This is a genomic window from Bradyrhizobium sp., assembly GCF_016213215.1.
Classification (GTDB): Bacteria; Pseudomonadota; Alphaproteobacteria; order Rhizobiales; family Xanthobacteraceae; genus Bradyrhizobium.
On record NZ_JACRAW010000032.1, the window covers coordinates 1 to 4,943 of the forward strand.

5 protein-coding genes and 2 pseudogenes are annotated in these 4,943 nt (G+C 60.8%); 3 read left to right on the top strand and 4 right to left on the bottom strand.

Annotation, left to right across the window (positions count from 1 at the left end):
* Positions 1 to 218, top strand: a pseudogene (locus HY852_RS07205) (hypothetical protein); the annotation flags it as partial.
* Positions 219 to 221: 3 nt separating this feature from the next.
* On the opposite strand, the gene HY852_RS07210 reads toward HY852_RS07205, so the two are convergent.
* From HY852_RS07210 to HY852_RS07225, 4 genes are all read right to left on the bottom strand, one after another.
* Complete coding sequence (locus tag HY852_RS07210) at positions 222 to 1,307, bottom strand: alpha/beta fold hydrolase (RefSeq protein ID WP_291603712.1); 1,086 nt, start codon at positions 1,305 to 1,307, stop codon at positions 222 to 224.
* A 24-nt stretch (positions 1,308 to 1,331) separates the two neighbouring features.
* The gene (locus HY852_RS07215) at positions 1,332 to 2,447 is read right to left on the bottom strand and encodes an NADH:flavin oxidoreductase/NADH oxidase (RefSeq protein ID WP_291603713.1); all 1,116 of its coding nucleotides are present in this window, start codon (positions 2,445 to 2,447) and stop codon (positions 1,332 to 1,334) included.
* A gap of 46 nt (positions 2,448 to 2,493) precedes the next feature.
* Positions 2,494 to 2,889, bottom strand: coding sequence for a DoxX family protein (locus HY852_RS07220; RefSeq protein ID WP_291603714.1), 396 nt, complete (start codon positions 2,887 to 2,889; stop codon positions 2,494 to 2,496).
* Positions 2,890 to 3,020: 131 nt separating this feature from the next.
* The gene (locus HY852_RS07225; protein ID WP_291603716.1) at positions 3,021 to 3,620 is read right to left on the bottom strand and encodes a nuclear transport factor 2 family protein; all 600 of its coding nucleotides are present in this window, start codon (positions 3,618 to 3,620) and stop codon (positions 3,021 to 3,023) included.
* A 66-nt stretch (positions 3,621 to 3,686) separates the two neighbouring features.
* Here HY852_RS07225 and HY852_RS07230 point away from each other — a divergent pair, with 66 nt between their 5' ends.
* Complete coding sequence (locus tag HY852_RS07230) at positions 3,687 to 4,466, top strand: SDR family NAD(P)-dependent oxidoreductase (RefSeq protein ID WP_291603717.1); 780 nt, start codon at positions 3,687 to 3,689, stop codon at positions 4,464 to 4,466.
* A gap of 103 nt (positions 4,467 to 4,569) precedes the next feature.
* Positions 4,570 to 4,943 (top strand): annotated as a pseudogene (locus tag HY852_RS07235) (hypothetical protein); the annotation flags it as partial.

The window sequence follows — 4,943 nt, forward strand, 5'->3', positions numbered from 1 at the left end:
CGCCCGGCCTGCTCGGCGGCGGGCGCATGCAATATCATTTGCGCATGGCGCTGACCGCCATCGAGGCCCAGATGTTCGGCAAGCCGGAAGTGTTCGTCAACATGGCCGCCAAGAAGTTCGACGAGAAGACCGGCGAACTGATCGATCAAGCCGCCAAGGACGCCATCAAGCTGCAACTCGCGGCCTTCGTGAAGTTCGTCAAGCGGGTGAGGATCTAGCCGTCAGCGAGAGCGAAAGACGTTGGACCACGCGCGGAATTCACACTTGGGATAATCGTTGCGAATGCCGCTGGCATTCGGATTGGCGCATCCTACCTCCTGTCGCGGCGGCGGGCATACATTTCTGTGCTGCGCCGCGCATGCGACAAGAAGTTCCTTCACGTCTTTGTAAAGATTGCTGCTCTCATCCGCCGGTTTTGAAATTTCGACATGATTCAATGGATATTCCTGACAGGCATGACTTATCGCGACCGCGCTATCCCGTTCGACAATCATTAGTCCGTCTGTAGTTCTTCCTTCATACGCAGCAAAGAATCTCAATGTCGCACAGAGTTGCGCATCATGCTTGCTTGATATCCCTTGCGTGTTTTTTTGCAAAAACTGCGTAAAATCATTCTCGTTGTAGGATTTCAATACTCTCAATTGCGGATTACGCGACACGAAACTGACATAGTTCGCAAGGCTTGAGCCTTTCTGTGGCGTTCCAAGGAAAAATACGATTCGGAATTTGTTCAGTGCAGTGTGTCCGCCGAGCCCAATCACGTCGGACAAATATCGCTGAACAATCAGGCCGCCGAGGCTATGCGCGATGAAAGCGACGTGCCGATAGCCAGACGATGCCAGTTTGTCGATGATGATTGCAAATTCGTCGTTGATCTCGGATATCGACGGGCTGCTCGCCAGCGCAAAGCTGTCGAAATCGACGCGGAACACGTCGTAGTCGGCAAGCTCGGTATCTTGCGAGATCATCTTCGGCCAGGACTTAGATGTCGACGAGTTGAGCCAAGTCCCGCTGGCGCCCGTCAGGCCATGAACGAATACCAGCGCCAGATTTCGGTTGGTTCGACAAGGAATATTTGTCTCCGGGCAAACAGCGTTCTCTTGAAAAATACGCACCTTTGCCGGAGCGTTCTGCGCACCAGCTTGTCCCACGGATGCGATGAAAAGCGACAAAATCGCGAAAAGAAAAACTCGCCAGCCGCTGGTAAATGCCATGGTCGATCCCCAACCCAAAATTGGGTTGAGCGTAGAGCTAGGCAAATTCAGTTGCAACTTTGGTTTGGCTAAACCAACGCGCGCGGCATCCATATTGCCTCCGCGTTGGCGATAGGGTCACCCCGCCGGCTGCGCCCGCTTCGGGAACAGCTGCGGCCGCAGCTTCGGGTGGCAGGCCATCGTTTTTGGCGCGTACGGCGCCTCGGCGCCGAGCTCCTCGGCCGCGTGCCAGGCCCAGCGCGGATCCCACATCGCGGCGCGGCCGATGCAGATCAGGTCGGCTCTGCCCTGCTGAAGAATGTCCTCCGCCTGCTGATAGCCGGCGATCAGACCAACCGACATGGTGTTGATGCCGGTCTCCTTCTTCACCTTCTCGGCGAACGGCACCTGGTAGCCGGCCGAGAGCGGAATCTTCTGTGCCGGCGACAGCCCGCCGGACGACACGTCCATATAGTCGAGCCCGCGCTTCTTCATCTCCTTGGCGAGCACCACGGTTTCCTCCGGCGTCCAGCCGCCCTCGACCCAGTCGGTCGCCGACACGCGCAGGCCGATCGGCTTTGCCTCCGGCCACACCGCGCGCACCGCCTCGTACATCTCGATGACGAAGCGCATGCGGTTCTCCAGCGAGCCGCCGTATTCGTCGGTGCGCTTGTTGGAGATCGGCGAGAGGAACTGATGACCGAGATAACCGTGCGCGCCGTGCAATTCGATCACGTCGTAGCCGATGCGGTCGACCCGCTTGGCGGCGGCGGCAAATTCGCCGACGCAGCGCTTGATGTCGTCCTTGGTCATGGCGTGCGGCACCGCCCAGCCGGTGTCGTAGGGAATCGCCGACGGCGCTTCCGGCGTCCAGGCGTCCGGCCCTTCCAGGATCGGCTTGCCGCCGGCCGCCGGCGGGGTGGTCGGGGCCTTGCGGCCGGCATGCGCGAGCTGCACGCCGAGCTTGGCCACGCCATACTGCCGGCAGAAATCGTGCACGCGCTTGAGCGCGGCCTCGTTCTCGTCCGAATACATGCCGGCGCATTTCGGCGAGATGCGGCCTTGCGGATTGACGTCGGTCATCTCGGTCATCACCAGCCCGGCGGCGCCGAGCGACATGTTGCCGAGATGCATGAGGTGCCAATCGTTGGCCGAGCCGTTGTTGGAATTGTACTGGCACATCGGCGACACCACGACGCGGTTCGGCAGTGTGAGACCGCGCAAGGTGATCGGAGAAAACAGGACGCTAGCCATGGGTCGGACTTCCTTTCGAGTAGAATTCACGTGAGACAGGTTTATCTCAATTCCAGATGCCGCCGGCGTAATAGGCGTGCATCGCCACCACCCAGCAGCAGATCGCCCAGAACAGGCAGAATTCGTAACCGCCGATATTCCACAGATATTTGCCGGTAACGCGATAGACGCCGACGGCGGCGACCGCAAGGTGGACGGCGGCGACCGCGCCCGAAATGGTGACAAAGATGCCGAAGATCAGTCCGATCGCCAGGAAGAACTCGATCACGCCGGCCAGATACATCCAGAACTTGGGCGGCTTGAACCCGGCGGCGACGAAGAAGCCGAGGGCGGCCGGCACGTAGAACTTGGCGTAGAGATGTGGGATCAGGAACAGGCCGCAGATCATGCGGAGAATGTTGTATTCGTCGAACAGGTTGAAATTGGCAGCCAAAGAAGACATGACGCCCCCCGAATGGTTTGATCCCCGACTTTAATAGCCAAAGTCGCACTTCTGCACGTGTACGCCAACCCCTCGCCGGTGCGTTTGATTTTTGTCATTCCCAGGCGCGCGACACGCCGCCGCACAGCCGCTTACAGCTTCTTTCCCATCAGCCAGGCCTCGCCCTTGGCATAAAGCGCATCGAGGTCTGGCCCGTCGAGGCCGGGCAAATTGAGCTTGATCGGGTAGCCGATCTTGCTCTGCAGATAGGCCAGGTGCCGATAGCCTTCGGGGAATTTCGCCAAATGCTTTTGGTCGAGCGTGAGCTTGGCCGCCGGGTCGACCGGATCGATACGGTCCTTCTCATAGGCGAGGCGGCGCAGCACGAGGCCCCATTTGCCCTTCCGCTTTTCCAGGAAGTCGTAGAAACGCCCGGTGCACACCACGTCACACAGCACGTCCTCAACCTTGGCGCGCTGCGAGATCGTCATCTTGGTCTGCGCGATGGCGCGCTTGCCCTTGATGTCGATGCTCATACCGCCGAGCATGTGCATGATGCGCACGCCCTTGTCGTAACCCTCCTGGCTGACCTTGATGAATTCCTCGTAGGAGCCCTGGAACCAGGTCGCCCACATCTGCCCGTCCTTGTGCCAGACGGTGCGGAAGCGGTCCCACAGGCGGGCGTCGCGCCACAGAACCCAGTTTTCGATCAGCGCCCGGATCTCCAGGCGGTCGGCGGTATCACGCGGCATGGAACGCCCCCTCGGTTTTGTGCTTCATAGCTGATAAGAATTTGGCCGTCACGCACGGAGAAACGCATGGCAAGGCTTGGACCGGGAAGACTTGCGGGCAAGACCGCGATCGTCACCGGCGGCGCCAGGGGCATCGGCCGGCACTATTCGCAGGCGCTCGCCGCCGAAGGCGCGCGCGTGATGATCGCCGATATCGCCGACGGCAAGACCCTCGCGGAGGAGATCGCCGGCCGTCATGGCGCAGAAGCGATAGCGAGCGTGAAGTTCGACGTCAGCGACGAGAAGGCGGTCAAGAACCTGGTGGCGCAGACCATCGAGCATTTCGGGCAGATCGACGTGCTGGTGAACAACGCGGCGGTCTATTCCACGCTTACGCCAAGAAGTTTCAACGAATGGGATACCGATCTGTGGGACAAGGTCATGGCCGTGAACGTGCGCGGATCCTATCTCATGGTGCGTCATGTTGCGCCGCACATGGTGGAACGGCGCAGCGGCAAGATCATCAACATCGCCTCGGGCGCGCCCTACAAGGGCGTGCCGCGCATGCTGCCTTACGTCACCTCCAAGGGCGCGATCCTCGCCTTCACGCGCGCGCTGTCGCGCGAGCTCGGCCAATACGGCATCGCGGTCAACTCGCTGTCGCCGGGCTATATCCTGAGCGACACCGGGCTGCAGAACGCCACCCATGTCGAGGAGGAGCGCGTGCCGGTGCGCAACAGCCGCGCCTTCAAGCGCGACGCCTATCCGGAAGACCTGCTCGGCGCGCTGGTGTTCCTGGCTTCCAGCGACAGCGACTTCGTCACCGGCCAGTCGCTGGTGGTGGACGGCGGCGCGGTCAATAATTAGCTAACGGCCAAGCCCGGCAGGCATTTTCCGGGCTATTCCGGTTGCCGCCGACTTGCGGTATAGTAGTTACAAATACAACAATCGGTTCTCAGGGAGCATCTCCATGGCGGTCGCAACCGCGAGTGAACAGGCCCAGCCCGGCGCCAAACACAACGTGCAGGCGGCGCGGAAGGCCTATTACGACAAGATTTCCAAGTTCCACATGGCGCCGCTCTGGGAGGTGCTCAAGGACCTGGTGACGCCGGAGCCGAAGACCCAAATCCAGCCGGCGACCTGGAAGTTTTCCGACGTCAAGCGGCTGATGCTGGAAGCCGGCGAGGTGATCGGCACCGAGGAGGCCGAGCGCCGCGTGCTGGTGCTGGAAAATCCCGGCATGCCCGGCAAGTCGCGCGTGACCAATTCGCTGTTCGCCGGCATCCAGCTGATCCTGCCGGGCGAGATCGCCGACGTGCACCGGCATTCCGCTTCCGCCATCCG